Genomic DNA, 22,652 nt, shown 5'->3' on the forward strand with positions numbered 1-22,652 from the left:
CCGTTCGATGCCGTGCCAGGAGTTCCTTGATGACCAATACCGCCGCGTCTTCGTCAAATCCGCCGCTGAGCGTCAATCCAGTCAACACCCAGACCTGGGTCAACGGCCGGCACCTGGTGCGCTGCGTCAAGGTCATCCAGGAAACCTGGGACGTGCGCACCTTCTGCTTCATGGCCGACCAGCCGATCATGTTCTTCTTCAAGCCGGGGCAGTTCGTCACCCTCGAGCTCTCGATCGACGACGAGCAGGTGATGCGTTCCTACACCATCTCGAGCTCCCCGTCGGTGCCCTACAGCTTCTCGATCAGCGTCAAACGGGTGCCGGGTGGGCGGGCCTCCAACTGGCTCCATGACCATCTGCGCCAGGGCGACCGGATCGCCGTGCACGGGCCGGTCGGGCAGTTCAACGCCATCGACTTTCCCGCCGACAAGGTGCTGTTCCTCTCTGGCGGCGTGGGGATCACGCCGGTGATGTCGATGTCACGCTGGTTCTTCGATACCAATGCCGCCGTGGACATGGTCTTCGTCCACAGCGCTCGCTCGCCGCGCGACGTGATCTTCCAGCGCGAGCTCGAGCACATGGCCTCCCGAATCGACAACTTCGCCCTGCATCTGATCTGCGAGCGCCACGGGCTCGGCGAGCCCTGGGCCGGCTATCGCGGCTTTCTCGGGCTCGAGATGCTCAGGCTGATCGCCGCGGATTTCCTCGAACGCGAGATCTTCTGCTGCGGCCCTGCCCCCTATATGGCGGCGGTGCGCGCGCTGCTGGTCGAGCAGGGCTTTAATATGAATCGCTACCACGAGGAGTCGTTCGGGGCGACGCCGGTCGATGCGCGGATCGATGCGGTGGAGCAGGCCGAACAGGCCGAGCAGGCACCAGAGCCCGATCGCTCGCTGATGCATCTGGTCGAGTTCGCCGGGGCCGGCAAGAGCGTGCGGGTTTCGCCGGAAGAGACGGTTCACGCCGCCGCCGCCAAGCTCGGGCTGCACATTCCCAAGGCCTGCGGGATGGGGATCTGCGGCACCTGCAAGGTGATGAAGCAGTCGGGCGAGGTGGTGATGGAGCACAACGGCGGGATCACCGAGGAGGACGAGGCCGAGGGCTACATCCTCTCCTGCTGCTCGCGCCCGTGTGGCGATGTGCTGATCGATTTCTGAACCCGCCGGCGGCGCGTCGCACCGGGAGGAAGTATCGCGAAGCTGCCGATCAGGCGGCTTGGCGATACTCCCGCGCTTGGGGTGAACGCTTGCGGGAGTAGCTGCCCTTGCCCTTCTTGGGTTTCTCCTGGCGCATCCGGTAGAGCGGGCTGCGCAGCTGCGCTTTGAGCGCATTGTCTCGGATACCGCGGTCTTTCTTCATCTTCTGCTCTCCTTTCCAGGTCGCGCTGCAATCGTGCGCGGTCGAGCTGATCGCATTGGGTCGCGTCAGCGCGGGTGGAGGATAGCCTGGTTCGCCACGCCACGCCACGCCACGCCACGCCACGCCACGCCACGCCACGCCACGCCACGCCACGCCACGCCACGCCATCCGGCACACCTCGTCTCGATCCAAGCGTCGCGCCTCGTGGCGGGTGGTTTGAGCATTTCGACGTCGCACACAGGCAAACGCCGCAGGATGCCTCGAGCAAGTATGGGCTTGTCATCGATAGCTGATTTTCCCCTGTCGCCGGGTCGTTCCTGCGCCCGGTGTTCTTTTCTGGATACCTGCCCGCGTACGAGCACATGCCCATGACCACCGCCTTTGATGGTTGGATTCTCGCCGCCCAGGGGCCGAGCCGCCTCGGCACCATTGATGTCGTCACCCGCTTTCTGTTCGAGCGTGGCTGCTACGTCACCGAGCATCACAGCTTCGACGATCGCCTTGAGCGGCGCTTCTTCATCCGCGTCGAGTTCTGCGACCTGCCGGTCGAGGCGCAGGAGGAGTTTCGCGCCGCGCTCGCCGAACGCTTGGCGCCTTTTTCGATGGAGTTCGAGCTGGTGCCGCCGGGTCACAAGCCCAAGGTGGTGATCATGGTCTCGAAGGCCGACCACTGCCTGAACGATCTGCTCTATCGTCAGCGCACCGGCGCGCTCAACATGGACATTCGCGCGGTGGTCTCCAACCATCCGGACCTCGAACCGCTGGTCCGCGCCCACGGTATCGACTGGCACCACTTCCCACTCAGCGCCGACCACCCCGAGCGCAAGCCGGTCCAGGAGCGCAGGGTGATCGAGGTGATCGAGGGCAGCGGTGCCGAGCTGACCATCCTGGCCCGCTACATGCAGGTGCTCTCCGCCGAACTCTGCCAGCGCCTCGACGGCCGGGCGATCAACATCCATCACTCGCTGCTGCCCGGTTTCAAGGGCGCGCGCCCCTATCACCAGGCCTACGCCAAAGGGGTCAAGCTGGTCGGTGCCACTGCCCACTACATCAATGACGACCTCGATGAGGGGCCGATCATCGCCCAAGGGGTGGAGGCGGTGGATCACGCCCACTATCCGGAGGAGCTGGTCAGCAAGGGGCGCGATATCGAGTGCCTGACGCTGGCCCGCGCGGTGAAGCAGCACCTCGAGCGCCGGGTATTCCTCAGCGGGCGGCGCACGGTGGTGTTCTAGCCTGGGTCGACGCCGCCCGGGCGTCGTCGATTTGGTGATGGATTTGGCGACGAGACGTGCTTAGCCGAAGTCGTCGGCATAGCAGTGCCGGTAGAGCGTTATGATCTCGGCGTGGCTCGGTATCCGGGGATTGTTGCCGGGGCTGCCGCTCGCCAGCGCGTCTTCGGCCATTTTATCGAGCCGTGGCGCGAGCGCTTCCCACTCGATCCCATAGCGCTGCATGTTGGGAATCTCGAGACTCAGGCATAGACGCTTGACCCAGGCGACCACGGCGTCCGCCGCGGCATCGATGTCCCGAGGGCACTCACCGGGGAGTAGCACCGCGGCCAGTTCGGCCAGGCGAGGCGCGCAGTCGCGACGGCTGAATTCGAGTACGCCGGGCAGCAGCATGGCGTTGGAGATGCCGTGGGGGACGTGGAACAGCGCACCGAGCGGGCGCGACATGCCGTGCACCAGCCCCACCGAGGCGTTGGAGAATGCCTGGCCGGCCTGGGTCGCGCCGAGCGATAGCTCGCTCCAGGCGTCGAGGTCCTCACGGTCGCGCCAGGCGCGTTCGAGATGGCGTCCGATTCGTGCGCAGGCGGCCAGTGCCAGGGTGTCGGTATAGGGGTGGGCGCGTCGCGACAGATAGGCTTCGATCGCGTGGGTCAAAGCGTCGACCCCGGTGGCGGCGACCACTGGACCGGGTGCCGAGCGGGCGAGCTCGGGATCGACGATCGCCACCGCGGGCATCAGTGCGGCGCGCTTGATCATCATCTTGATCCCGCGCTCGGTGTCGGTGATCACGGTGACGTCGGTGCCCTCCGAGCCCGTGCCCGCGGTGGTCGGTACCGCGATCAGCGGCAGCGCCACCGCCCCCGGGTGCTGGCGCGGGTCGAGGTAGTCGGCGATATCGCCACCGCTCGCGGCGAGCAGCGCCACCGCCTTCGCCGCATCGATGCAGCTACCACCGCCGAGGCCGACCAGCATCCGGCAGTCGTATTCGCGGGCGATCGCCAGCGCCGCCTTCACGTGGCGATCCTCCGGTTCCCCGTCGACGTCGATGAAGCTCGAACACTCCACCCCCGCATCCTCGAGCAGGATGCGGGCACGGTTGATCAGGCCGAGCATTTCCATCGTCCGGTCGCCGACCAGCAGCGCTCGACTGCCGAACCTCGCGGCTTCCTCGCCGAGTCTTTCGAAGGCGCCCGCGCCATAGTGGAGCGTATCGGGGGAGAAAATGCTCGGCATCGTCGGTTTCCTATCCTCGCTGGGCTCGCCCAAGCCTAACCAGACGGCCCTGGCTTCGCGCTCCCGACTTTGGTGGCATGAAGGCTAGCACTCGGCGCTGTCCAGCCACTCCTTCGCTTGGCGTCGCGCGCGGGCAAGACCCGCGACGTAGGCCAGCCGATGCTTGACGCTCCTCACTCCCGCGCGGCGAAGCTTGAGCCGCAGCCGGGGACGCACGCCCACCAGCACCAGGCCGATGTGCTGGCGGCGATAGTCGTCGATCACGTTCTCGAGCGCGACCAGCGCGGTCATGTCGAGCAGCGGTACGTCGCGCATGTCGACGATCACCACCCGCACCTCGGGGTCGAAGCGCCGCAGCGCGCCGAGCGCCTTTTCCGCCGCACCGAAGAACAGCGGTCCGCTGATCGAGTAGCCACGCACACCCGCTGGCAGCGCCTCGAGCAGATCGGCGTCGCTCTGGATCAGCGATGCCGTGGCGGTCTCCTCGCTCATCCGCTTGATGAAAAGCCCAGCGGCGAGCAGCAGCCCGACGCCCACCGCCAGCACCATATCGAACAACACGGTGAGCACCAGGCAGGTCAGCAGTACCAATTGATCGTGGCGTGGGGCGACGCGCAGTGCGTGGACCACGTGGCGCGGTTCGCTCATGTTCCAGGCGACCATCAGCAGCAGCGCCGCCAGTGCCGCCATCGGCAGGGTGGCGAACAGCGGGGCGAGCAGCAGGATCGCCAGCAGCACCACCGCGGCGTGGATCACCGCGGCCAACGGAGAGTAGGCGCCCGCGCGTACGCTGGCCGCGGTGCGGGCGATCGCGGCGGTCGCCGGGATGCCACCGAACAGCGGCGCGACCAGGTTGCCGATGCCCTGGCCGACCAGCTCGGCATCGGGGTCGTGACGGGAGCCCGCCATGCCGTCGGCGACTACCGCGCAGAGCAGCGACTCGATCGCGCCGAGCATCGCGATCGCCAGCGCCGACGGCAGCAGCGCCCGGAGTAGCTCGAAGGAGAGCCCGAGCGGCGCTCCGTCCGCGCCGGCCAGCTCCCATGGCCAGGCGAAGTCCGGCAGCATCGGCGGGATGCCGGGGAGGGTCAGGCCGTCTTGCTGGTAGTGGAAGCGTTCGCCGAGCGTCTCGGGACCCTGGCCGAAATGGACCATCGCCAGACCGGCCAGGGTGCCCACCGCCAGAGCGGCGAGATGGCCAGGTATCTTCGGCACCAGGCGTGGCCAGAGGATCAGCGTGGCGAGCGTCAGCGCGCCGATCAGCGCATCCGCGAAACGCAGGCTCGGCAGCGCTTGGCCCAGGGCTGCGAGCTGGGCGAGATAGTCATGGCCGGCGGCGGCGGGGCTCAAGCCGAGGAAGTCCTTGAGCTGAAGTGTGGCGATCACCACACCGATACCGGCGGTGAAGCCCAGCGTCACCGGATAGGGAATGAACTGGATCAGCCGGCCGACCCGCAGCATGCCCATCGTCACCAGGATCAGCCCGGCGAGCAGGGTGCAGGAGAGCAGGCCGCCGAGGCCGAAGCGCTCGGTGATCGGCAGCAGTACCACGACGAAGGCCGCGGTCGGACCGCTGATGTTGTAGCGCGAGCCGCCGCAGAGGGCGATCAGCGGGGCCGCCACCATCACGGTGTAGAGGCCATGCTGGGGCGGCACGCCGATTGCGATCGCCAGCGCCATCGCCAGAGGAATGGCGATCACGCCGACGGTGAGGCCGGCGACGATGTCGCGGCGTAAATGGGCGAGGGAATAGCCACTGCCAAGGGTCTGACGGGCAGCGGAAAACAGCGGGATGGAACGGTTGGACATGAATGGCCGGGCCTCTCGGGAATACGGAGGTGGTCGTCGTGGGCGCGGTGCCGCGCGGCGGCCGTCGAGGCATTGAACACCCTGGCGCACTGGCGCGCATCCGGGGAGGGAAAAAAACTGCGCCGGAGGTGACGAAGCGAAAGTGATAATTTGTCGCATTTGCGCGTGATTGTCGGGCAACGTGTATGCAACGCGCACGATATGCCGAATCAATCCGGGCCATAGCTTCACAGCAATGGCTAAACAGGACTAAAATAGTCCGCAATCACTCAACGGGGTGGAAGCGTGCTCAAACTGTCGAAACTCAGCGATTACGCCGGTGTGGTGATGGCGCAGATCGCTCGCCATCCGGAGAGCGCTCACGCCGCGCCGGAACTGGCGGCGAGCGTCGGCCTGCCGCGTCCGACGGTGAGCAAGACACTCAAGCTTTTGCAAAAGGCTGGGCTTTTGATTTCGCGACGCGGTGTGCAGGGCGGCTATCTGCTCGCCCGCCCGGCCCGCTCGATCCGGGTCAGCGACATTATCGAGGCGATCGAGGGGCCGGTGGCGATGACCGCTTGCAGTCACGGTGGCAGCGACTGCGACCTGGCGGCGACTTGCGGCGTAGCCGACAACTGGCAGCGGGTGTCGGTCGCGATTCGCCAGCTGCTCGATAGCGTCACCCTCGAGCATCTCGCCCAGCGCGAGCCGCTCAAGCTGACCCCGCCGCGCGCCGAGACCGCCGTTCGCCGCATCAGCGAGTCGCTCTTGGTCAGTGACGCGCGGGTCACCGATGCGACAGCGCGCTGAGCGCGGCAGGACATTTCCGCGCAAGCCGCGGACTAGACACATACATGAAGGGCCGAGCGACCGTCACTACGCTCGCAGGGGAGAGGAATATGGCAACCGAAGAGATGGAAAAGCTCGTCCAGCGCGAGTACAAGCAGGGGTTCTTCACCGACATCGAGAGCGACACCCTGCCCCCCGGGCTCGACGAGCGAGTGATCGCCTTCATCTCGAACAAGAAGGGCGAGCCTGAATGGATGCTCGAATGGCGCCTCGACGCCTTCCGCCAGTGGCAGACCATGCGCGAGCCTTCCTGGGCGCACCTTGACTATCCGCCGATCGACTACCAGTCGATCTCCTACTTCAGCGCGCCGAAATCCAAAGACGACGCGCCGAAGAGCCTCGACGAGGTCGATCCCAAACTGCTCGAGACCTACGAGAAGCTCGGGATCCCGCTGCACGAGCGTGCCGCGCTCGCCGGCGTCGCGGTCGACGCGGTGTTCGACTCGGTCTCGGTGGCGACCACCTTCAAGGCCAAGCTCTCCGAGGCGGGGGTGATCTTCTGCTCGATCTCGGAGGCGATCCGCGAATACCCCGAGCTGGTCAAGCGCTACCTCGGCACCGTGGTGCCGACGGGCGACAATTTCTTCGCCGCGCTCAATTCGGCGGTGTTCACCGATGGCTCCTTCGTCTTCGTGCCCGAGGGTGTCAAGTGCCCGATGGAGCTTTCCACCTATTTCCGCATCAACGCCGCCAACACCGGCCAGTTCGAGCGCACCCTGATCATCTGCGAGAAGGGCGCCCAGGTCTCCTATCTCGAGGGCTGTACCGCGCCGATGCGTGACGAGAACCAGCTCCATGCCGCGGTGGTCGAGCTGGTCGCGCTGGACGATGCCTACATCAAGTACTCGACGGTGCAGAACTGGTATCCCGGCGATGAAGACGGCAAGGGCGGGATCTACAACTTCGTCACCAAGCGCGGCGATTGCCGGGGGGCGCGCTCGCGGATCAGCTGGACCCAGGTCGAGACCGGTTCGGCGATCACCTGGAAGTACCCCTCCTGCCTGCTCACCGGCGACTACTCCCGGGGCGAGTTCTATTCGGTGGCGGTGACCAACGGCCGCCAGCAGGCCGACACCGGCACCAAGATGATCCACATCGGCAAGCACACCCGCTCGACGATCATCTCCAAGGGCATCGCCGCCGGGCGCTCCGACCAGTCCTATCGCGGCCTGGTCAAGATCGCGCCCCGCGCCGAGGGCGCGCGCAACTACACCCAGTGCGATTCGCTTTTGATCGGTGACCGCTGCGGCGCCCACACCTTCCCCTACCAGGAGATCGGCAACGCCCGCGCCACCGTCGAGCACGAGGCCACTACCTCGAAGATCGCCGACGACCAGCTGTTCTACTGCCGCGCGCGCGGGATCAGCGAAGAGGATGCGGTGAGCATGATCGTCAACGGCTTCTGCAAGGACGTTTTCCAGGAGCTGCCGATGGAGTTCGCGGTCGAGGCCGAAGCGCTGCTCAGCGTCACCCTCGAAGGCTCGGTCGGCTGAGGCCGGCGCGAATATCGACATTATCCCCGGCGCCGCCAGGTCGCCGGCACCACGCTAGATATGAAAGGTTCAGACATCATGCTCGAGATCAAGGATCTACACGCCAAGGTCGAAGACAAGGCCATCCTCAAGGGGGTCGACCTGACCATCGCGCCGGGCGAAGTTCACGCGATCATGGGCCCCAACGGCGCCGGCAAGTCGACCCTCTCGGCGGTGATCGCCGGCAAGGAGGGCTATGAGGTCACCGGCGGGTCGATCACCTTCGAAGGCCGTGACCTGCTCGAGATGGAAGTCGAGGAGCGCGCTCAGGCGGGGGTGTTGATGGGTTTTCAGTACCCGGTCGAGATTCCGGGCGTGAAGAACGTCTACCTGCTGCGCGCGGCGCTCAACGCCAAACGCAAGGCCCAGGGGCTCGACGAGATCCCCGCTCCAGAGTTCATGCGGCTGATCAAGGACAAGCTCGCGTTCATGAAGATGGACGGTGCTTTCCTCCAGCGTGCGGTCAACGAAGGCTTCTCCGGCGGCGAGAAGAAGCGTAACGAGATCCTCCAGATGCTGGTGCTCGAGCCCAAGCTCGCACTGCTCGACGAGATCGACTCCGGTCTCGACATCGACGCGATGAAGGTGGTCGCCGAGGGAGTCAATTCGCTGCGTACGGAGGATCGGTCGATCCTGATCGTCACCCACTACCAGCGGCTGCTCGACTATATCGTGCCGGACTACGTCCATGTGCTGATCGACGGGCGCATCGCCCGCTCCGGCGACAAGGGGCTTGCCCTCGAGCTCGAGTCGCGCGGCTACGACTGGATCCTCGAAGGGGAGCACGCATGACCGTTACCGCCATTCGTCCCGATGCGCCGGTGCCGGATCAGGCGCTGGGGCATTTCTCCGCGGGCTTCAACGCGCAGGCGCCGGCCGCCTTCGCTGGGCTCGAGCGGCTTCGCCAGCGCGGACGCGCGGCGTTCGAGGCGGTCGGACTGCCGACCCGCCGCGTCGAGGCTTGGAAGTACACCGACGTGCGCGCGATCGCGCGCACCGACTTCGCTCTCTCCGATCAGGGCGGGCATGCGACTCCTCGCGGTGCCGAGCTCGCCTTGGAGCTCGACGCCTACCGGATGGTGTTCGTCGATGGCGTGTTCGACGCCGAGCGCTCGGCGCTGTCCGGGCTGCCGGCCGGGGTCGGGGTGGCACCGCTGTCGCGCTATCTCTCCCGTGGCGAACTGCCGTCGGGATTGGCCAGCATGGTCGATGAGCGGGCCAGCGCCTTCACCGCGCTGAATCTCGCCTTCACTGGCGAAGGGGCGGTGATCGAGGTGGGTCGAGGCGTCGAGCTCGACAGGCCGGTCTATCTGCTGTTCGTCTCCACCGCCGCCGAGCGCGCGGTGATGAGCCACCCGCGGGTGATCCTGCGCCTCGACGACAACGCCCGGGCTACCGTGCTCGAGCATTTCGTTGGCGAGAGCGGCGCGGCCAACCTGACCAATCTGGTCGGCGAGGCGTTTCTCGCCCCGGGCTCCAGGCTCGATCACTACAAGCTCAACGAGGCGTCCGAGCGCGAGTTCCACTTCGCCAATTTCAAGATCGATCAGGCGCGCGACAGCCATTTCTCCTCGCACAGCCTCAACCTCGGCGGGGCGCTGACCCGCAACGACCTCGACGCCGAGCTCAATGGCGAAGGCGCGCAGACCGATTTCTGGGGGCTGTTCTTCGCCCAGGGCCGCCAGCATGTCGACAACCACACCGTGGTCAACCACAACGTGGTGCGCACCTACTCGAATGAGAACTACAAGGGCATTCTCAACGACCGTGCGCGCGGTGTGTTCAACGGCCGGGTCTACATCAAGCGTGACGCTCAGCAGGTGCGTGGTTACCAGAACAACGCCAATCTGCTGCTCTCCGATCGCGCCGAGATCGATACCAAGCCGGAGCTCGAGATCTACGCCGACGACGTGCTCTGCTCGCACGGCGCGACCACCGGCCAGCTCGATGAGAACGCGGTATTCGCGCTTCGCGCCCGTGGCATCGACCAGCACACCGCGCGAGCGCTGCTGACGTTGGCTTTCGCCGGCGAGATCCTCGAATCGACCAAGCTCCCCGAGATTGCCCATCGGGTCGAGCGGCGCGTGGCGGGCATGCTGCCCGAGCGCTTCAACCTCGAGGGTTTGATCGAGCTGGGCGAGTAATGCGACGCGACGCGCCCGCACGGGCGTCGCGTCATTCCCTAGAGTGCAGACGCAAGGTGCGGCAATGAAGATTCACGACAATACAGAGGCCGAGCTGCTGCTCAATGTCGATGTCATCCGTGCCGAGTTCCCGATCCTCGCTCGCCGAGTCCATGGTGATCGACCGCTGGTCTACTTGGACAACGCCGCGACCAGCCAGACGCCGCAGGCGGTGATCGACGTCCTCGATGACTACTTCCACCGCTACAACGCCAATATCCATCGCGGCTTGCACTGCCTGGCCGATGAGGCGACCGCCGCTTTCGAAGGCAGCCGGGAGACCGTGCGCGGCTTTCTGAATGCCGCGGACAAGCGCGAGATCGTTTTCACCCGCGGCACCACCGAGGCGATCAATCTGGTCGCGCAGAGCTACGGGCGCGCCTTCCTCCAGCCCGGCGACGAGATCCTGGTCTCGATGATGGAGCACCACTCGAACATCGTGCCGTGGCAGCTGCTTGCCGCCGAGCGGGGGCTCTCGATCAAGACCATCCCGGTGGACACGCGCGGGGTGCTCGATCTCGCGGCTTACGCTGCGCTTTTCACTCCGCGCACCAAGCTGGTCGCAGTGACCCACGTCTCCAACGCCCTTGGCACCGTCAACCCGGTCGATGAGCTGGTCCGCGTCGCTCACGCCCACGGCGCCAGGATCCTGGTCGACGGCGCCCAGGCGGCGCCGCACCAGGCCATCGACGTCCAGGCGCTGGGGGTCGACTTCTATGCGTTCTCCTCGCACAAGGTCTATGGTCCGACCGGGGTCGGCGCACTCTATGGCCGGCTCGAGCTGCTCGAGGCGATGCCGCCCTGGCAGGGGGGCGGCGAGATGATCAAGCTGGTGCGGCTCGACGGCGAAACCACCTTCGCCGAGCCGCCGCACAAGTTCGAGGCCGGTACTCCGGCGATCGCCGAGGTGATTGCTTTCGGTGCCGCGCTGCGCTGGTTCACCCGCTTCCCGGTCGATCTGGTCGACGAATGGGAGCGTCGGCTGCTGCTCGCCGCGACCGAAGGGGTCAAGCGGATCGAGGGGGCGCGGGTGATCGGCGAGGCGCCGGGCAAGGCAGGGGTGCTGTCGTTCGTGATCGACGGCGTGCACGCCCAGGACATCGGCCTTTTGATCGACCAGTTCGGGGTTGCGATCCGCACCGGGCACCACTGTGCCCAGCCGCTGCTGCACAGCTTCGGGCTCGACGCGACCTGCCGTGCCTCTTTCGCGATCTACAATACCCTCGGGGAGGTCGAGACGTTCCTCGATGCACTCGAGCGGGTGGTGAAAATGGTGAGAGGCTGAGATGAGTGAGACCGGGGAGCGCCTCTACAAAGGGCAGGTGTTGCCGCTGACTCGCGATGTGACGGCGATTTCGGTGCCCTTCGGCAAGCCGGTCGAACTGGCCGAGGACGCCGAGGTGCAGATCATGCAGGCACGCGGCGATTCGGTCAGCATCGCTCTGGAGGGGCGGCTTTACCTGATCGAGGGTGACCAGCTCGATGCCCTCGGGCTCGAGCCGCTGCCCCGTGCCCGGCTTGCCGCGGGCGCCAGCGATGCCGAGCTCGAGGCCTTCGTCTGGGATCGGCTGCGCACCTGTTTCGACCCGGAAATCCCGGTCAATATCGTCGAGCTGGGGCTGGTCTATGGCTGCCGGATCGACACCCTGATCTCCGGTGAGAAGATGGTCAACGTCAAGATGACCCTCACCGCGCCGGGCTGTGGCATGGGTGAGGTGATCGCCGCCGACGCGCGGCACAAGATCCTCGGCGCCGAGCAGGTCAAGAAAGTGCACGTCGAAATCGTCTTCGATCCCCCTTGGTCGCGTGAGATGATGAGCGAAGAGGCGCGTCTCGAGCTCGGTATGTTCTGAAGCCGGGTGTTGAACCCGGGACGCCGGCGAGCGCGAAATCAGCGGGTGAAGAGGATGCGATGGCCGCAGGGATGAAACGGCGGTGGCGGCGCGCGGCGGGCTGGCTCACCGCGCTGGTGCTCGGGCTGATACTGCTCACGCTGGTACTGTTCGGCGCGGCGAACCTGTGGGTCTGGGCGGCGACGCGCGACCGGCTGGTCGCCGATGCTACCCTCTGCCCGCGTCTCGAAGTGGGCATCGTCTTCGGCACCTCGAGCCGGATGCGCAGCGGCGTGCCTAACCCTTACTATCATGCGCGGCTCGACACCGCCGCCGAACTCTGGCGGCTCGGCCGAATCGAGCATCTGCTGCTTTCCGGTGACAACCGAAGCCTCTATTACAACGAGCCGGTGACCATGTGGCGCGACCTGCTGGCCCGCCACGTGCCGCGCTCGGCGATGACCCTCGACTACGCAGGCCTGAGCACCTTCGATACGCTGGTTCGCGCACGCGAGGTATTCGGCGTCGAGCAGGCCGCTTTGGTCACCCAGCCCTGGCATCTGCCCCGGGCGCTGTTCATCGCCCAGGCCGAAGGGATCGACGCCTACGGCTGCGCGGCAATGCCGGAGCAGGCCGGGGTCGATCGCTACGTAAGTCTACGGGAATGGTTCGCTCGCGCGATGACGGTGGGCGATCTCTACCTCTGGCATCGCGAGCCGCGTTTTCTCGGCCCCAAGGAGCCCTTGCTGCTCGATTAGCGCTGCCCATCCTCCACTGCTCGTTGGCGCTTCTCGCTCAGCGCTGTCTCGTGCGCTTGCCGCGCCCGCGCCCGCGCCCGCGTCGGCTGCGCTTGGCCTGGCCCGCCTGCTGCTGGGCGTCGTAGAGCTGGCGAATCAGGTTGCGGCAGCCGCGGAATATCCGCTCCATCACCGGCTCGATCTCGTCGGGCAGCGGATGGGTCAGGGCCCTGGCGAGCGCCTGCATGATCACCTTCTCCTGCTCGAGCATGTCGTGCAGCAGCACCTGGTCATTGTCGCCGACGAAGCTCTTGAGCCGGCTCCATAGCCACAGGTAGTCGTCGCGCTCGACGTCGGCGTCGCGCGGTAGCAGCTTGAGCAGCTCGCGCGACAGACGGCGCAGCTCGATCACGTCGCTGCGGCGCGCTTCGAAATGGGGCGTGAGCACGCTGCGCACGCTGTCGTCGAGGCGGCTGGTATTGTCGTAGAAGTAGTCGAGGCTCTCCGCGAGGGCCTCCAGCGCACTGTCCATCGCCGCCTGGCGATTGTCGAGGAACATTAGGGCCACCTCCGGTGACGCCGATGAGAGTTGAATGGTCCGGGCCGCTTCCTGGCGCAAGGCGCAGGTAGCGGCTCAGCCGCGCGGACGAGGCGGAGCCTTGCTGACCGGTGCGGCGTGTTTCTCGAGATGCTCGACGATCATACCGGCGACGTCCTTGCCGGTGGCGTTCTCGATGCCCTCGAGGCCAGGAGAGGAGTTCACCTCCATCACCACCGGGCCATGGTTGGAACGTAGCAGATCGACGCCCGCCACCCGCAGCCCCATCGCCTTGGCTGCGCGTACCGCGGTCGAGCGTTCCTCCGGAGTGATCCGAATCGCACTGGCGGTGCCGCCGCGGTGCAGGTTGGAGCGAAATTCTCCCTCCACCGCCTGTCGCTTCATCGTCGCCACCACCTTGTCACCGATCACGAAGCAGCGCAGATCGGCGCCCTGCGCCTCCTTGATGTACTCCTGCACCATGATGTTGGCCTTGAGCCCGAGAAACGCCTGGATCACGCTCTCCGCGGCCTGCTGGGTCTCGGCGAGCACCACGCCGATGCCCTGGGTACCTTCGAGCAGTTTGATCACCAGCGGCGCGCCGCCGACCATCTTGATCAGGTCGTGAATGTCGTCGGGGGAGTGGGCGAAACCGGTGATCGGCAGTCCGATCCCTTTGCGCGAGAGCAGCTGCAGCGAACGCAGTTTATCGCGTGAGCGGGTGATTCCCACCGAGTCGTTGAGCACGTAGGTGCCCATCATCTCGAATTGGCGCAGCACCGCGCAGCCGTAGAAGGTCACCGAAGCGCCGATTCGCGGCACCACGGCATCGAAGTGCTCGAGCTCCTCGCCTTTGTAGTGGATCGACGGGCGGTGCGAGGCGATGTTCATGTAGCAGCGCAGGGTGTCGATCACGCGTACGGAATGTCCGCGGTTCTCGGCGGCTTCGACCAGCCTGCGGGTGGAATAAAGGCGCGCATTGCGTGAAAGCAGGGCGATGTGCATGGACGATCCTTGGACGGTGACGATTGCCTCGCCGGCGCCTGGCGTCGAGCGAGTACGCGCGGTGTGCGGGAGTGTACACGCCCTAGGGCGCGCCTTGGAGGAAAGAGGCCCCTGGGGCCACCAGCAGGCGGCGCATCGCGCGTCGGCCGAGCAGCATCGAATGGCGCATTTGCTGGCGGTCGACCAGGGTAAGGTCGATCTCGTCGCTGATCGAGCCGATCTCCATTTGCGTACGGATCACGAAGCGTCGCTCGGCGATGCCGTTGGAACTGCGCACCTCTCGCTCGTCGGAGAGCGGCCACTCGAAGTGGCGCAGGCTGTTCTCGTCATCGCCCGACCAGGTGTCGAAGCGCACCCAGCGCTCGCCATCGCGCAGGAATGCCTCGACTCGCTCGGCGTGCAGCGCCGAGGTGTGGGCACCGGTGTCGACCTTGCAGACCAGCTTGAGCCCGAGCTCAGGCAGGGTGACGATCTCGCGGCGACCGATGATCGCGCGCGGTTCAAAGGGCAGTGAATTCATCGACGATGTCCGTGGAGGATGGGCCTCGGCGCGCGAGTTTCAGCGGCGAGGGAGCTCGTTCAGTCTGCGCCGCACTGCCGAACCGTCGGCGGCGTTGCGAAGCGCCATGATCACCGGCAGACGCAGGCGAGGCAACTGGGCCAGGTCGCGTACGCAGTTGGTGAAGTCGAGTGCCGGTGCCTGAGCGATCGCCTCGAGATAGCGCGCAAGGCGCTGCTCGTGCTCGAGATGGTGCCAGCCGCGAGCGCTGATGATGGCGAGTTCCTCGACGCTGGTTCGATGATCGAGCAGCCGTACGAGCTGCGCCGCGGCCGCATCGATGGGGCTGGCGAGCAGCGCGCGCAGGCAGGCGTCGCGCAGCCCGGGGTCGCGCTCGGCGCGGGCGCGCAGCGCCTCGATCAGTTCCGGCTCCTCGCTCGGCAGATGTTCGAGCATCCGGCAGAGCGCGGTCAGCGGCTCGCCGGGTAGCGCGTCGACCCGCCCAGCCAGCCGCCGCGCCTGGGCGGCGTCCATGCGCACGCACCAGTCGGCGACGCTCTGGTAATCGAGGCTGGCCCAGTCGTGCGCATCCGGCTCGCCGGTATAGTAGGCCTGGGCCTCGGCGAACTTGGCGCTCGGCGGCAGCCCTAGGATCTTGAACGCTTGGGCGTGGAGCAGTGCCAGGGTCAGCGGTTCGGGCGCGAAGGCAAGTGGATTGTCCTTGAGCGGGTCGAGCAGCGCCTCGCCGCTGGGCCGCTCGCCCTGGCGTTCGTGCAGGCGACGCAGGAAGGCGTCGCGCGGTGCCGGCTGCAGCTGGCCGAGTTCGTCGAGGGGAAACGCCAGGCACCAGACCACCGCCTGCTGCGCCGGCGTGCCCTCGGCATGCAGGACGATCGCGACCCGTGCCGTCCCGCGCAGTGGTGACTCCCAGGCTGTCCGCTCCTCCTCGAAGGCGCGAAAATGCCCGGCGTCGCAGGGGTGGACGCGTCGGCCGAGGTGGAACACCTGGGCGCTCAGCCGAGCTTGGTCGAAGAAATCGCTGAGGGTCGACGGGGAAGACATGCGGGCTCTCTGGAGTGACGAAGCGGGTGAGTGTGCGAAAAAGGGCAGTGTGCCCGGCGGGCGTGTCGAGGGCAATCGCCGGGCGGACGAAGGAAGCCCAGGAGTGGTCAATTTTTGATCTCCTGGCGCGATCGCGCATGGGCTCGGCGGTCCCGGTACTTTTCCCAGGTTTGTCCACAGCTGCGTCCAGGCGTTCTGTGAATTCTTGATGACCCGTGGATGACCGTTGGGTTTGCTCCCAGAGGCCGCATCTAGTCTACTTCGACTCGGGTGAGCGCCTTTCCCCGACATTTGGCAATGGACGAAGAGAGATGAACCAGCGTACCCGACTCAGTGACGCTTTGACCCGGCTCGAAGCGGCGATGCGCGCCGCCGACATCTGGGGTCAACCGACCCCGAGCCCGCAAGCGTTCGCAAGCCTCGAGCCCTTCGCGCTCGATAGCATGGAGATGGCTCAGTGGCTGCGGTTCGTCTTCGTCGCTCGGCTGAGGACGATGCTGGCGAGCGCCCAGCCGCTTCCCCAGGGCTCGAGCGTTGCCGCCGCGGCCGAAGTCTATCTGCCGCAGATGAGCATGGGCGCACGCTTGCCGGTGATCGAGGTGCTGCGCGAGATCGACTTGATCCTCAATGACGAGGACGGGACGCCCGCCCTGCATTGATCGGCCACAGATGAAAGCGCCCCGCCGGGGCGGGGCGAAACCTTCCATGGTGGCTTATGCGACTGGCGCTTGGAGGCCAGTGCGCCCTCCATGCCTGGAGACGCCCCTCCCCGGACCCTGGCTCAGAAACGCAGGCTGATACCGCTCATCACCACGATCGGATTGATGTCGATATCGGCGCGCGACACTTCCTGGCCACCCTGGTGCACTATTGCGGTGGAGTCGATGTCGAGGTACCAGACTGCGAGGTTGAGCGCGAGATTGCTGGTGAGCTGGTAGTCGACCCCGACCTGGGCGGCGGCATTCCAGCCATCTTCGAGTTTCAGCGAGGTGTCCTCCAATGAGAGGTGCTCGCTGGAGAACCGGGTGTAGTTGACCCCTGCGCCGATGTAGGGCTGCACTTGGGCATCGGTACCGCCGAGCGGGTAGTATTGCAGGGTCAAGGTCGGCGGCAGATGGCGGACACTGCCGCGGGTGATGGTGTCGCCGCCGGCGCGCACGTTGATATCGTGCTTGAAGCTCTGCGGTGCGGCGAGCAGTTCCACGCCGAACTTGTCGGTGAAACGATAGCCGAGAGTAAATGCCGCGCCTCTCTCAGTCTCGACGTCCACCGTCGCGCCCTGCAGCGCGCCGCCGAGATGGGCACTGCCGCCGGTGGGTTCGATCCGCACCATGCCCAGTCGGGCGAAGAAGTCGCCCTCGCCGTAGGCGAAAGCGCTGGTTGAGCTCGCCAGGCAGGCGAGGGCGGCGAAGGTGGCACCGAGTTTCTTTGCATTCATGGCTTTGTCTTCCGCTGTCTTGCACCCTTGAATCGAATGGCCTCTGGAGGGCCGCGCAGCGGTGCGCTCCAAGTCATCGCACTACGCTGTCAAAACCTTACCCTTAATATGGTTTTATGGAATGCGACCGGCTGTCGCATGTGCTTCGTCTCGCGGTGATTGCCTCGCTCGATCACGCAGGGGGAAGGCCGCGTGTAAAGCCCGAATGTTTCCCGGCGGTCGAATGGCACTTGTGGCAACGACTACTTCCCGATGGTAATCGGGATGGAGAAGAGGCGATGTTCGAGCTTATCCAGCCAACTGGCATCGGGAGACAAGCGCAAGCCGCCGTCCGGGCTTTTTTCTAGAGCATGTTGCCAAGAACGAGGTGGGTATTTTCCCGTAGCCGGGTTCGATGCTCGCGCCGGGGTGATCTCGGCATGATCGGCGGCGCGCAAACAAAAGCGAAGGCGCCGATGTATGAGCATCGACGCCTTCGGGATAGCAAAGATGGCGCCAGGGTAATTTCCCGGACGCCGCCGGTATTACCGGCGAGCGGGTTTCAACCCGCTTCTTGCGTTTCGGTCAGCCAGCCTTCGACGGTGTCGGCGCCGTATTCTTCTTTCCATTCCTTGAGTTCTTTGTGATTGCCCCCTCGGGTTTCGATCACGCCGCCGGTATGGGGGTTCTTGTAGATCTTGAGTTTGCGCTTGCGCCGCGTGCCGCCGGAGGGAGCACCGCTCTTGCTGGCCTTGGGCGCCGTTTGGGCGCCACGCAGATCACCCTGCGGGTCGAGGATGTCGATGACGTCGGTGGAAGTCTTGTCGAACTGCTCGAGTAGCGCCTCGAGTTTGCGTTTGAATTCGAGCTCGCGCTGGAAAGTTTCATTGGATGCCATCGCCTGCAGGCGGGCTTGGAGCTCTTCGAGCTCTTTTTCCATTTTCAGGTAATCGCTAAGAACGGCCATATCTACTCCATACAGAAATTTAGTTTCTTGCCTTCACTGTCGCCGAATCTTATCAGAAAGCAAAAATAAATGGGAAGTAAAGAGATCGCCACATTAGCGCTACCGTTGGTATTGACCTATTGGTCAATGTCGGTGAGCGACTATCTCGCATCCTCGAGATACATGGGTGAAAGACTATTGAGGATTACCAGTAACAATAACAGGGTTTGTATTCACCGCCCCGGCAAGGGCGCTACCGTGCTGGCGAATTCGTCGGCGACGTGGTCAGAGCGGGAGTTCACCGCAGTGCCGGATACGGCAACGCCGTCGCTCAATTGGGCAACGGCGTCGTATCGGTGGGACAACGGGATCACTTACCGCAGGCGCAGTGACCGCACTCCTTCTCGCCCTGGGCATGGTTCGAGGCGCATATGTCGCTGCAATATGCCTTTCCATCGACCTCTATGGCACTTTCTCCCACCTCGCAGACACATTTAGGACAAGCACAGACGGTTTCTTCGGACATCGTGTTCTCCTTAAGTGACATATGCCTTTCGCATATCCACTCAAGCATGAACCTTGCACTCGCTTCAGGGTCAAGGGGGGCTTTTGTTCGAGTCGATTCAGCGTCCCGAGCTTTCACCGCGCCATTGTCCACGAGTGCGCCACGGGTGATTCCATGCACTGATGGAATCAATCATCCTAGGGCTACACTGTGGATGTTCATTTCGATACCCGCTGCTGTCCTTCGATTCGTCGTACGTGTCCCTCGACAGGTTCGGGACGGGCTCGAGTTCGTAGAACCGCGTTTCACTTGGGGTGAACGGGTCGTGAAATATGGAGGGGGAGTTCGATGTCGGTCTTCATCGACGCGGTGAACGGCAACATCGCCCTGGCCCGCTTCGTGGCCGTTTCTCGGCGAGGGCGCACCGAGGGCGTGGGGACGGGGGTTCCAGCAGGCTCAGCAGCGGAGAGCGATCGATGATGTTCAAGAAAATACTGGTTGCCAACCGTGGCGAGATCGCGGTACGTGCCTTTCGCGCCGCGGTCGAGCTCGGTGCGCGCACGGTGGCGGTGTTCGCGCACGAGGACCGTCACTCGGAGCATTGCCTGAAGGCGGATGAAGCCTATCCGATCGGTGAGCAGGGCCATCCGGTGCGGGCCTATCTGTCGATCGATGAGATCATCCGCGTGGCGAAGATGAGCGGTGCCGATGCGGTCTACCCGGGCTATGGCTTTCTCTCCGAGAATGCCGGTCTCGCCCGCGCTTGCCGCGACGCTGGCATCGTCTTCATCGGCCCGCCCGCGGAAGTGCTGGAGGTGGCCGGCGACAAGGTGCGAGCGCTGGCCAAGGCGCGCGAGCAGGGTATCCCGGTGCTTGCCTCGAGCGCGCCATCGAGTGACCTGGACGCGCTGCTCGAGGCAGCCGGGCCGATGACCTATCCGCTGTTCGTCAAGGCGGTCGCCGGTGGCGGTGGCCGTGGCATGCGCCGGGTCGCCGAACAGGGTGAGCTGCAAGGAGCACTCGAGGCGGCGATGCGTGAGGCCGAGGGTGCCTTCGGCGATCCGACCGTATTCATCGAGCAGGCGGTGCAGCGTCCCCGGCACGTCGAGGTGCAGATCCTCGGTGACAGCCAGGGTGGGGTGATTCACCTGTTCGAGCGTGACTGCTCGGTACAGCGCCGTCACCAGAAGGTGGTCGAGATCGCCCCGGCGCCGAATCTCGACCCCACTGTGCGTGAGGCCCTGCATCGCGACGCGGTTTCGTTTGCGCGCGCGCTCGGCTATCGCAACGCTGGAACCGTCGAGTTCCTGCTCGAGACCGCCGGGCCGAACGCTGGCCAGCACGTGTTCATCGAGATGAATCCGCGCATCCAGGTCGAGCATACGGTCACCGAGGAGATCACCGACGTCGACCTGGTCCAGGCGCAGATTCGCATCGCCTGCGGAGAATCCCTCGCCGAGCTGGGGCTGAGTCAGGAGGCCCTGCGGGTCAACGGCGCGGCGCTGCAATGCCGGATCACCACTGAGGATCCGGCCAATGGATTTCGTCCCGATACCGGCATGATCACGGCCTATCGCGCGGCGGGTGGTGCCGGCGTGCGACTCGATGGCGGTACCGCCTATGCCGGCGCCGAGGTGAGCCCGCACTTCGATTCGATGCTGGTCAAGCTCACCTGCCGTGGGCGCGACTTTCCCCTTGCGGTGGCGCGTGCGCGTCGCGCGCTGGCGGAGTTCCGCATCCGCGGGGTGAGCTCCAACATCGCTTTCCTTCAGGGCGTGCTGGACGAGGAGGCGTTTCTTAAAGGGGATCTCTCCACCGCCTTCATCGAGGAGCGTCCCAGGCTGCTCCAGGCGCTGCCGAGCCAGGACCGCGGGACCAAGCTGCTGAGCTGGCTCGCCGAGGTCACCGTCAATCGTCCCTTCGGTCCGCCGCCGGGCGGCGTTGAGCCGGCGAGCAAGCTGCCGCCATTGCCCGAAGCCGAGCCTTCGCCGGGTAGCCGCCAGCGTCTGCTCGCCGTTGGCGCCGAGGCGTTCGCGCGCGAGCTGCGCCAGTCGCCGCGCGTGTGGATCACCGACACCACCTTCCGCGACGCCCACCAGTCGCTGCTCGCCACCCGGGTACGCAGCTACGATCTGCTCGCAGTCGCCCCCTATGTCGCCCGGCTGACTCCTGAACTGCTCAGTGTCGAATGCTGGGGCGGGGCGACGTACGACGTCGCGCTGCGCTTTCTCGGCGAGGACCCTTGGGAGCGTCTGGCCCGGCTGCGCCAGGCGCTGCCCAACGTCGCGCTGCAGATGCTGCTGCGCGGACGCAACACCGTCGGCTACACCCCCTATCCGACGGCGGTGAGCGACGCCTTCATCGAGGCGGCGGCGGCGCAAGGGGTGGATATCTTCCGCATCTTTGACTCGCTCAACGATGTCGAGCAGATGCGCCCGGCGATCGAAGCGGTACGTCGCACCCACGCGGTCGCCGAGGTGGCGCTTTGCTATACCGGCGATCTCAGTGACCCGGCCGAGACGCTCTACACCCTCGACTACTATCTCGGTCTCGCCGAGCGGATCGTCGCCGCCGGCGCCCATATCCTCGCGATCAAGGACATGGCCGGACTGCTGCGCCCGCAAGCGGCGCGAATCCTGGTCGAGGCGCTGCGCAGCCGCTTCGAGCTGCCGATTCACTTGCATACCCATGACACCGCCGGCGGCCAGCTGGCGACCCTGATGGCAGCGGTCGAGGCCGGCGCCGACGCGGTCGACGCGGCCTGCGCTGCGATGTCCGGCACTACCAGCCAGCCATCGCTCGCGAGCCTGGTCGCGGCCTACGCCCACACCCCGCGTGACACCGGGCTTTCACTGGCGGCGGTCAATTCGCTCGAACCCTACTGGGAGGCGGTGCGCAAGCTCTATCTGCCGTTCGAGGCCGGGCTCCCGGCGCCGACCGGGCGGGTCTACCACCACGAGATCCCCGGAGGCCAGCTCTCCAATCTGCGCCAGCAGGCGGTGGCGCTGGGGCTGGGCGACCGGTTCGAGGCGATCGAGGAGATGTACGCGCGCGCCGATCGCCTGCTCGGCCGGCTGGTCAAGGTGACACCCTCGTCGAAGGTGGTCGGCGACCTGGCGCTGCAGCTGGTCGCGGTGGGAGCCGACATCGAACAGTTCGCCGCTGATCCGCAGCGCTTCGATATCCCCGACTCGGTGATCGGCTTTCTCGCCGGTGACCTCGGCACGCCTCCCGGCGGCTGGCCCGAGCCGTTTCGCAGCCGGGCGCTGGCCGGGCGGAGCAGGAAGCCGGCGATCGCTGAGCTAGACGACGAAAGCCGTGCCGCGCTTGCGCTGCCAGGGCCCGCGCGTCGCCAGCTGCTCAACCGGTTGCTGTTCGCCGCGCCGGCGAAGGCGTTCGAGCAGGTGCGCGCTCGCTATGGTGATCTCTCGGTGCTCTCCAGCGCTGACTACTTCTATGGCCTGAGCCCGGGCGAGGAGCATGCGGTGATGCTCGAGGAGGGGGTGCGCCTGCTGGTCGCAATCCGCGCGATCGGGGCCAGCGACGAGCGCGGCATGCGCCAGGTGATGTGCAGTCTCAACGGCCAGCTGCGTCCGCTTTCGGTGCGCGATCACTCGGTCACTGCCGAGCAGCATGAAACGGAAAAAGCCGATCCGACCGAGCCTGGACAGGTCGCGGTGCCTTACGCCGGCGTGGTCACGGTCACCGCCAGGGCGGGCGAGCCGATCGAGGCCGGTGCGCCACTGGCGACGCTCGAGGCGATGAAGATGGAGGCGACGATCACCGCGCCGATAGCTGGAGCGCTCGATCGCGTCATTCCGTCTGGGCCGCGGGCGATGGAGGCAGGGGACCTGATCGCGGTGATCAGGCCCTGAATCGAAGGGGAGAAGAGGGCGTCAGCGACGAGAAGCCCCCATGTCGGGGGCTTCTCGTCG

Annotated in this window: 22 protein-coding genes; 12 read left to right on the plus strand and 10 right to left on the minus strand. The window is 65.7% G+C overall.

All coding sequences use genetic code 11. The annotated features are described in order from the left end of the window. Positions 1-29 precede the first annotated feature (29 nt). The gene (locus A5892_RS08120) at positions 30-1,157 is read left to right on the plus strand and encodes a hybrid-cluster NAD(P)-dependent oxidoreductase (RefSeq protein WP_064122382.1); all 1,128 of its coding nucleotides are present in this window, start codon (positions 30-32) and stop codon (positions 1,155-1,157) included. 49 nt (positions 1,158-1,206) lie between these two features. Here the strand turns inward: A5892_RS08120 and arfA are convergent, their stop codons facing one another. Further along, positions 1,207-1,359 carry an alternative ribosome rescue factor ArfA gene (gene arfA / locus A5892_RS19810; RefSeq protein WP_082890598.1) on the minus strand — a complete coding sequence of 51 codons (153 nt, stop codon included), beginning with the start codon at positions 1,357-1,359 and terminating at the stop codon, positions 1,207-1,209. A gap of 368 nt (positions 1,360-1,727) precedes the next feature. Between arfA and A5892_RS08130 the strand changes: the two genes are divergently transcribed. Then, complete coding sequence (locus A5892_RS08130) at positions 1,728-2,594, plus strand: formyltetrahydrofolate deformylase (RefSeq protein WP_064122384.1); 867 nt, start codon at positions 1,728-1,730, stop codon at positions 2,592-2,594. Between the two features lie 60 nt (positions 2,595-2,654). Here the strand turns inward: A5892_RS08130 and A5892_RS08135 are convergent, their stop codons facing one another. Together A5892_RS08135 and dauA are read right to left on the minus strand one after the other, a co-directional pair. Then, positions 2,655-3,824, minus strand: a complete 1,170-nt coding sequence (locus A5892_RS08135) for an iron-containing alcohol dehydrogenase (RefSeq protein WP_064122385.1) — start codon at positions 3,822-3,824, stop codon at positions 2,655-2,657. A gap of 84 nt (positions 3,825-3,908) precedes the next feature. After that, on the minus strand, positions 3,909-5,633 hold the full coding sequence (gene dauA / locus A5892_RS08140; RefSeq protein WP_064122386.1) for a C4-dicarboxylic acid transporter DauA: 1,725 nt from the start codon (positions 5,631-5,633) through the stop codon (positions 3,909-3,911). Between the two features lie 285 nt (positions 5,634-5,918). On the opposite strand from dauA, the gene A5892_RS08145 reads away from it, so the two are divergent. The 7 genes from A5892_RS08145 to A5892_RS08175 all read left to right on the plus strand — a co-directional run bounded on the left by A5892_RS08145 (position 5,919) and on the right by A5892_RS08175 (position 12,766). Beyond that, complete coding sequence (locus A5892_RS08145) at positions 5,919-6,422, plus strand: SUF system Fe-S cluster assembly regulator (protein WP_064122387.1); 504 nt, start codon at positions 5,919-5,921, stop codon at positions 6,420-6,422. Between the two features lie 89 nt (positions 6,423-6,511). Then, on the plus strand, positions 6,512-7,954 hold the full coding sequence (sufB, locus tag A5892_RS08150; RefSeq protein ID WP_064122388.1) for a Fe-S cluster assembly protein SufB: 1,443 nt from the start codon (positions 6,512-6,514) through the stop codon (positions 7,952-7,954). Positions 7,955-8,032: 78 nt separating this feature from the next. Then, the gene (gene sufC, locus A5892_RS08155) at positions 8,033-8,785 is read left to right on the plus strand and encodes a Fe-S cluster assembly ATPase SufC (protein WP_064122389.1); all 753 of its coding nucleotides are present in this window, start codon (positions 8,033-8,035) and stop codon (positions 8,783-8,785) included. Beyond that, positions 8,782-10,137 (plus strand): Fe-S cluster assembly protein SufD, encoded by a 1,356-nt coding sequence (sufD, locus tag A5892_RS08160; protein WP_064122390.1) that lies wholly within the window; start codon positions 8,782-8,784, stop codon positions 10,135-10,137. The genes sufC and sufD overlap by 4 nt, the downstream gene beginning before the upstream one ends. Positions 10,138-10,201: 64 nt before the next feature. Beyond that, the gene (locus A5892_RS08165; RefSeq protein ID WP_064122391.1) at positions 10,202-11,461 is read left to right on the plus strand and encodes an aminotransferase class V-fold PLP-dependent enzyme; all 1,260 of its coding nucleotides are present in this window, start codon (positions 10,202-10,204) and stop codon (positions 11,459-11,461) included. 1 nt (position 11,462) lies between these two features. After that, entirely contained in the window at positions 11,463-12,029 is a 567-nt protein-coding gene (gene sufT / locus A5892_RS08170) for a putative Fe-S cluster assembly protein SufT (protein WP_027351223.1), read from the plus strand. A 59-nt stretch (positions 12,030-12,088) separates the two neighbouring features. Continuing rightward, positions 12,089-12,766 (plus strand): SanA/YdcF family protein, encoded by a 678-nt coding sequence (locus A5892_RS08175; RefSeq protein WP_223302829.1) that lies wholly within the window; start codon positions 12,089-12,091, stop codon positions 12,764-12,766. A gap of 37 nt (positions 12,767-12,803) precedes the next feature. On the opposite strand, the gene A5892_RS08180 is transcribed toward A5892_RS08175, so the two are convergent. The 4 genes from A5892_RS08180 to A5892_RS08195 all read right to left on the minus strand — a co-directional run bounded on the left by A5892_RS08180 (position 12,804) and on the right by A5892_RS08195 (position 15,849). Beyond that, positions 12,804-13,304, minus strand: a complete 501-nt coding sequence (locus A5892_RS08180; RefSeq protein ID WP_064122392.1) for a hypothetical protein — start codon at positions 13,302-13,304, stop codon at positions 12,804-12,806. A gap of 75 nt (positions 13,305-13,379) precedes the next feature. Then, positions 13,380-14,288 carry a 30S ribosomal protein S6--L-glutamate ligase gene (gene rimK / locus A5892_RS08185; protein ID WP_064122393.1) on the minus strand — a complete coding sequence of 303 codons (909 nt, stop codon included), beginning with the start codon at positions 14,286-14,288 and terminating at the stop codon, positions 13,380-13,382. Positions 14,289-14,370: 82 nt separating this feature from the next. After that, a complete protein-coding gene (locus tag A5892_RS08190) occupies positions 14,371-14,808 on the minus strand; it encodes an ATP-dependent zinc protease family protein (protein WP_027351227.1) in 438 nt (145 codons plus the stop codon). Positions 14,809-14,847: 39 nt separating this feature from the next. Continuing rightward, complete coding sequence (locus A5892_RS08195; protein ID WP_064122394.1) at positions 14,848-15,849, minus strand: DUF3549 family protein; 1,002 nt, start codon at positions 15,847-15,849, stop codon at positions 14,848-14,850. 311 nt (positions 15,850-16,160) lie between these two features. Between A5892_RS08195 and A5892_RS08200 the strand changes: the two genes are divergently transcribed. Further along, on the plus strand, positions 16,161-16,508 hold the full coding sequence (locus tag A5892_RS08200; RefSeq protein WP_064122395.1) for a YqcC family protein: 348 nt from the start codon (positions 16,161-16,163) through the stop codon (positions 16,506-16,508). Positions 16,509-16,630: 122 nt separating this feature from the next. Here A5892_RS08200 and A5892_RS08205 read toward each other — a convergent pair whose 3' ends face one another. The 3 genes from A5892_RS08205 to A5892_RS19815 form a co-directional block, all read right to left on the minus strand. Beyond that, on the minus strand, positions 16,631-17,287 hold the full coding sequence (locus A5892_RS08205; protein WP_064122396.1) for an OmpW/AlkL family protein: 657 nt from the start codon (positions 17,285-17,287) through the stop codon (positions 16,631-16,633). 541 nt (positions 17,288-17,828) lie between these two features. Beyond that, entirely contained in the window at positions 17,829-18,233 is a 405-nt protein-coding gene (locus A5892_RS08210; protein ID WP_064122397.1) for a histone-like nucleoid-structuring protein, MvaT/MvaU family, read from the minus strand. 349 nt (positions 18,234-18,582) lie between these two features. Then, positions 18,583-18,786 (minus strand): hypothetical protein, encoded by a 204-nt coding sequence (locus A5892_RS19815; protein WP_317627715.1) that lies wholly within the window; start codon positions 18,784-18,786, stop codon positions 18,583-18,585. Positions 18,787-19,065: 279 nt separating this feature from the next. Between A5892_RS19815 and A5892_RS20900 the strand changes: the two genes are divergently transcribed. Next, on the plus strand, positions 19,066-19,197 hold the full coding sequence (locus tag A5892_RS20900) for a hypothetical protein (RefSeq protein WP_263281421.1): 132 nt from the start codon (positions 19,066-19,068) through the stop codon (positions 19,195-19,197). Next, complete coding sequence (locus A5892_RS08215) at positions 19,194-22,592, plus strand: pyruvate carboxylase (protein WP_223302830.1); 3,399 nt, start codon at positions 19,194-19,196, stop codon at positions 22,590-22,592. The genes A5892_RS20900 and A5892_RS08215 overlap by 4 nt, the downstream gene beginning before the upstream one ends. Positions 22,593-22,652: the final 60 nt, after the last annotated feature.

This window comes from Halotalea alkalilenta (assembly GCF_001648175.1).
Taxonomy (GTDB): domain Bacteria; phylum Pseudomonadota; class Gammaproteobacteria; order Pseudomonadales; family Halomonadaceae; genus Halotalea; species Halotalea alkalilenta_A.

Bases quoted from the DNA above. Each gene is read 5' to 3' on its own strand.
- A5892_RS08120 (WP_064122382.1), top strand. From the start codon at position 30: ATGACCAATACCGCCGCGTCTTCGTCAAATCCGCCGCTGAGCGTCAAT.
- arfA (WP_082890598.1), bottom strand. From the start codon at position 1,359: ATGAAGAAAGACCGCGGTATCCGAGACAATGCGCTCAAAGCGCAGCTG.
- A5892_RS08130 (WP_064122384.1), top strand. From the start codon at position 1,728: ATGACCACCGCCTTTGATGGTTGGATTCTCGCCGCCCAGGGGCCGAGC.
- A5892_RS08135 (WP_064122385.1), bottom strand. From the start codon at position 3,824: ATGCCGAGCATTTTCTCCCCCGATACGCTCCACTATGGCGCGGGCGCC.
- dauA (WP_064122386.1), bottom strand. From the start codon at position 5,633: ATGTCCAACCGTTCCATCCCGCTGTTTTCCGCTGCCCGTCAGACCCTT.
- sufB (WP_064122388.1), top strand. From the start codon at position 6,512: ATGGCAACCGAAGAGATGGAAAAGCTCGTCCAGCGCGAGTACAAGCAG.
- sufC (WP_064122389.1), top strand. From the start codon at position 8,033: ATGCTCGAGATCAAGGATCTACACGCCAAGGTCGAAGACAAGGCCATC.
- sufD (WP_064122390.1), top strand. From the start codon at position 8,782: ATGACCGTTACCGCCATTCGTCCCGATGCGCCGGTGCCGGATCAGGCG.
- A5892_RS08165 (WP_064122391.1), top strand. From the start codon at position 10,202: ATGAAGATTCACGACAATACAGAGGCCGAGCTGCTGCTCAATGTCGAT.
- sufT (WP_027351223.1), top strand. From the start codon at position 11,463: ATGAGTGAGACCGGGGAGCGCCTCTACAAAGGGCAGGTGTTGCCGCTG.
- A5892_RS08175 (WP_223302829.1), top strand. From the start codon at position 12,089: ATGGCCGCAGGGATGAAACGGCGGTGGCGGCGCGCGGCGGGCTGGCTC.
- A5892_RS08180 (WP_064122392.1), bottom strand. From the start codon at position 13,304: ATGTTCCTCGACAATCGCCAGGCGGCGATGGACAGTGCGCTGGAGGCC.
- rimK (WP_064122393.1), bottom strand. From the start codon at position 14,288: ATGCACATCGCCCTGCTTTCACGCAATGCGCGCCTTTATTCCACCCGC.
- A5892_RS08190 (WP_027351227.1), bottom strand. From the start codon at position 14,808: ATGAATTCACTGCCCTTTGAACCGCGCGCGATCATCGGTCGCCGCGAG.
- A5892_RS08195 (WP_064122394.1), bottom strand. From the start codon at position 15,849: ATGTCTTCCCCGTCGACCCTCAGCGATTTCTTCGACCAAGCTCGGCTG.
- A5892_RS08200 (WP_064122395.1), top strand. From the start codon at position 16,161: ATGAACCAGCGTACCCGACTCAGTGACGCTTTGACCCGGCTCGAAGCG.
- A5892_RS08205 (WP_064122396.1), bottom strand. From the start codon at position 17,287: ATGAATGCAAAGAAACTCGGTGCCACCTTCGCCGCCCTCGCCTGCCTG.
- A5892_RS08210 (WP_064122397.1), bottom strand. From the start codon at position 18,233: ATGGCCGTTCTTAGCGATTACCTGAAAATGGAAAAAGAGCTCGAAGAG.
- A5892_RS19815 (WP_317627715.1), bottom strand. From the start codon at position 18,786: ATGCTTGAGTGGATATGCGAAAGGCATATGTCACTTAAGGAGAACACG.
- A5892_RS20900 (WP_263281421.1), top strand. From the start codon at position 19,066: ATGTCGGTCTTCATCGACGCGGTGAACGGCAACATCGCCCTGGCCCGC.
- A5892_RS08215 (WP_223302830.1), top strand. From the start codon at position 19,194: ATGATGTTCAAGAAAATACTGGTTGCCAACCGTGGCGAGATCGCGGTA.